This is a genomic window from Erwinia sp. GW821-FHT03D09 (assembly GCF_059420805.1).
On the sequence record NZ_JBWKUK010000005.1, the window covers coordinates 1 to 3,793 of the forward strand.

4 protein-coding genes and 1 tRNA gene are annotated in these 3,793 nt (G+C 57.0%); 3 read left to right on the forward strand and 2 right to left on the reverse strand.

Annotated features, from left to right (window positions below; translation table 11 throughout):
- Positions 1 to 110: 110 nt before the first annotated feature.
- Positions 111 to 197: transfer RNA gene (locus AC07U6_RS05840), tRNA-Leu, on the reverse strand.
- 176 nt (positions 198 to 373) lie between these two features.
- Positions 374 to 1,408 (reverse strand): 16S rRNA (guanine(1207)-N(2))-methyltransferase RsmC, encoded by a 1,035-nt coding sequence (gene rsmC, locus AC07U6_RS05845; RefSeq protein ID WP_494761467.1) that lies wholly within the window; start codon positions 1,406 to 1,408, stop codon positions 374 to 376.
- 104 nt (positions 1,409 to 1,512) lie between these two features.
- Here rsmC and AC07U6_RS05850 point away from each other — a divergent pair, with 104 nt between their 5' ends.
- The 3 genes from AC07U6_RS05850 to yjjG are packed head-to-tail and all read left to right on the forward strand — an operon-like array spanning position 1,513 to position 3,032.
- The gene (locus AC07U6_RS05850) at positions 1,513 to 1,935 is read left to right on the forward strand and encodes a DNA polymerase III subunit psi (protein WP_494761468.1); all 423 of its coding nucleotides are present in this window, start codon (positions 1,513 to 1,515) and stop codon (positions 1,933 to 1,935) included.
- The gene (rimI, locus tag AC07U6_RS05855) at positions 1,898 to 2,338 is read left to right on the forward strand and encodes a ribosomal protein S18-alanine N-acetyltransferase (protein ID WP_494761469.1); all 441 of its coding nucleotides are present in this window, start codon (positions 1,898 to 1,900) and stop codon (positions 2,336 to 2,338) included. Before AC07U6_RS05850 ends, rimI begins: the two co-directional genes overlap by 38 nt.
- A 13-nt stretch (positions 2,339 to 2,351) precedes the next feature.
- The gene (yjjG, locus tag AC07U6_RS05860; RefSeq protein WP_494761470.1) at positions 2,352 to 3,032 is read left to right on the forward strand and encodes a pyrimidine 5'-nucleotidase; all 681 of its coding nucleotides are present in this window, start codon (positions 2,352 to 2,354) and stop codon (positions 3,030 to 3,032) included.
- Positions 3,033 to 3,793 lie beyond the last annotated feature (761 nt).

Below are 3,793 nucleotides of genomic sequence, written 5' to 3' on the forward strand. Positions count from 1 at the left end.
AGAGGGACTTGAACCCTCACGTCCGTAAGAACACTAACACCTGAAGCTAGCGCGTCTACCAATTCCGCCACCTTCGCGCAGATGCTGCGTAATATGAATAACATGGTTTTTGGTGCGAAGAGAGGGACTTGAACCCTCACGTCCGTTAAGACACTAACACCTGAAGCTAGCGCGTCTACCAATTCCGCCACCTTCGCATACCCGCAACACAACAACGTTGTATCGCAACCACGGAGGCGCATTCTAGAGATTTTACCAGGTACGTCAACAGTTATTTTTTATTGCTGGATCAATCGCATGAAAAAACAGCGAATGGGAGGTTTTTGGCGGTTTTAAGGTGCTTTCAGGGAGCCCTGCGGCCCCCTGACGACAATTAACGTGACGCTTTCGGTGCGCGGCCTTTAACGGCGCGATACACTTTGAAGCGGCCGTTCTGCAACAGCACTTCGTGGCTGCCGAAGGTTTCATCCAGCACCTGCGGATACGGCAGGAAGGCGTTGGCCACGATACGCAACTCGCCGCCGGTGTTCAGATGGGTGACCGCACCGCGGATCAACGTCTGTGCCGCATCCAGGCTGGTCTGCATGCCGTCGTGGAACGGCGGATTGGAAATAATCAGATCGAAGCGCCCGTTAATACCGGAATAGACATTACCGGCAACCACGGTGCCTTCCAGGCCGTTGGCGGCCAGCGTGGCTTCACTGGCCGCCACGGCGCTGGCGCTGGCATCGGTCAGCGTCAGTCGCACTTTAGGAGAATGGCTGGCCAGCATGGCGGAAAGCACGCCCGCACCGCAGCCGACGTCCAGCACTTTGCCTTTGGTGTGCGGCGTCAGCGTAGAAAGCAGCAGCTGGCTGCCAACGTCCAGGCCATCACGGCTGAATACGCCCGGCAGGGTTTTGATGGTCAGGTCGCCCAGTGCGTAATCTTCCCAGTAGCCGTCGGCATCAAACGTTGGCTGCTGCTCCAGACGGCCGTGGTACAAGCCACAGCGGCGGGCGCTGTCGATTTTTTCCAGTTTGGTCCAGTTTTCCAACATCGGTTCGGCGCTGCGCACGCCGCTGCGGTTTTCACCAATGACAAAGATGTCGGTACCAACCGGCAGCAGAGCCAGCAGGTTTTGCAGCTGGAACTGCGCTTCCGGTTTGTTTTTCGGCCAGTAGTACACCAGCGTATCGCAGCCCTCGGCGATCTCTGCCGTGGCCACCAGACCGAAGAGAACGTTTTCACCCATCGCACGGTTCAGGATCTGCCAGTGATGATATTGCTGGGTATGCGCCCGGCTCTGTGCGGTTTCCAGCTGGGCGGGCAGGTCATCCTGCAGATCGCCAGCAAACAGTACGCGGCGTTGGGAAAATTCATCACTGTGGCGCAGTATCACTTCACTGGCCGGGGTAAATGCGGACATCGGTCACTCCTCAGAAATCAGAGCGGCGATTATAGTTGTTTGTTGGCGCAGTTTCGAAGGCTTTGTTAACCTATGCCGGTCACACAGGCAGCCAGACAGGAAAAATGATGTCTTCCAGACGCGACTGGTTATTACAGCAAATGGGTATTACGCAGTATACGCTGCGGCGTCCGCGTGCCTTACAGGGCGAGATTGCGGTGACCTTACCCGCAGAAACCCGGCTGGTAATTATTGCCGAAGTGCTACCCGCCATGCAGGACCCGCTGGTCGCGGACGTGCTGCGTGTGCTGGAACTGCGCGAACCGCAGGTACAAATGCTTACGCCTGAACAGCTGGCAATGCTGCCGGATGACACCCGCTGTCACAGCTGGTGCTTAGGATTAGATGCCCCGGCAACGCTTGCGGGAACCCACCTTGTTTCGCCGGTGCTGGCGGAGCTTTATCACAATGCCGGTGCCAAACGGGCGCTATGGCAGCAGATTTGCCAACATGAATCAGATTTCTTTACTCACCACGCACGATCTTGATGCCGCGTTTGCTATTGAGCAGCGCAGTCACGCTTTTCCCTGGTCGGAAAAAACCTTTGCCAGCAATCAGGGCGAACGCTATCTGAACTTCCGTCTGGAAGTCGATGGCGTGCTGGCCGCGTTCGCTATCACTCAGGTGGTACTGGATGAAGCCACGCTGTTTAACCTGGCCGTCGATCCTGCATTCCAGCGCCGTGGCCTTGGCCGCGAGCTGTTGCAGCACCTGATCGCCGAGCTGGAGCAGCGCGGGGTTCTGACCCTCTGGCTGGAGGTTCGCGCCTCTAACCGGCCGGCTATCGCGCTATACGAGCAGCTGGATTTCAATGAGGTGTCGATCCGACGCAACTACTATCCGACCGCAGACGGCAAAGAAGATGCCGTGATAATGGCCTTAACGATTTAACCGGGAATAACCGATGCTTACTCAATGGGACTGGATTTTATTTGACGCTGACGACACGCTGTTTCACTTCGATGCTTTTGCCGGATTACAGCGGTTATTTCAGCGTTACGACGTGCAGTTCAGCCACGCTGATTTCGATGATTATCAGGCGATTAACAAGCCGCTGTGGGTGGACTATCAGAATGGCGCAATCAGCGCATTGCAGCTGCAACATCAGCGTTTTCAGGATTGGGCCGACCGTTTGCAGGTGACGCCACACGATCTGAACAGCGGGTTTCTGACCGCGATGGCCGAGATTTGCCTGCCGCTGGAGGGGGCAACGGATCTGCTTAATGTGCTGAAGGGCCGGGTGAAAATGGGCATTATCACTAACGGTTTTACCGCACTTCAGCAGGCGCGGCTGGAGCGCACCGGCTTCCTCGGCTATTTCGATCTGCTGGTGATTTCCGAGCAGGTGGGCCACGCCAAGCCGCACCCGGCGGTTTTTGATTATGCGCTGAAACAAATGGGCAATCCGCCGCGCAATCGAGTGATGATGGTGGGGGATAATCCGGATTCCGATATTCTTGGCGGGATTAATGCCGGGATGGCGACCTGCTGGCTGAATGCTGACGGACGCGCTCAGCCGGAAGGGATCACTCCGACGTGGCAGGTGGCGTCGCTGCGTGAGTTGCAGGATAAGTTATTGAGTTAAGGTTGGACTAAGGCGCTTCAATTTCAGCGCCTGGCGAATCGGGGTTAGATTAACGCGCTGCATGCTTTGTGCCTGGCGTATCGGGTGCATCCGGAACGCGGACCCGCTGCCACATCCCTGTACGCTCGGCCTCGCACTTCCCTGTGCTCGGACGGTCCGCTTTTCCGGATGCACCCGATTGCCTGAATGTTTCTGAGTTGCTGCCTGAAAAACTGATTGCATCCGGCAGCAACGCAAAGATCTGAAAGGGAAACCGTTACGGGACAGGTTAGCCGGGTGTCTGCCGCAAGGATGCGGCAGCCAAGCCCCCAAGGAGGGGTTTACGGCGACCCGGCGATCTGCCCGTAACGGTCGCCCCGTTCACGGATCTCACCGCGAAAAATCTCTGCACCATCAGATTAGCGATTATCCTCTGGCAACATTTTGGCGCTGCATGTTTGGTGTCTGGCGTATCGGGTGCATCCGGAACGCGGACCCGCTGCCACATCCCTGTACGCTCGGCCTCGCACTTCCCTGTGCTCGGACGGTCCGCTTTTCCGGATGCACCCGATTGCCTGAATGTTTCTGAGTTGCTGCTTGAAGAACGGATTTCTTCTGGCAGCAACGCAATGAATTGAAAGGAAAACCGTTACGGGACAGGTTAGCCGGGTGTCTGCCGCAAGGATGCGGCAGCCAAGCCCCCAGGGAGGGGTTTACGGCGACCCGGCGATCTGCCCGTAACGGTCGCCCCGTTCACGGATCTCACCGCGAAAAATCTCTGC

Excerpts from the sequence above, each read along its gene's own strand:
- rimI (WP_494761469.1), top strand. The coding sequence starts at position 1,898 with ATGAATCAGATTTCTTTACTCACCACGCACGATCTTGATGCCGCGTTT.
- AC07U6_RS05850 (WP_494761468.1), top strand. The coding sequence starts at position 1,513 with ATGATGTCTTCCAGACGCGACTGGTTATTACAGCAAATGGGTATTACG.
- rsmC (WP_494761467.1), bottom strand. The coding sequence starts at position 1,408 with ATGTCCGCATTTACCCCGGCCAGTGAAGTGATACTGCGCCACAGTGAT.
- yjjG (WP_494761470.1), top strand. The coding sequence starts at position 2,352 with ATGCTTACTCAATGGGACTGGATTTTATTTGACGCTGACGACACGCTG.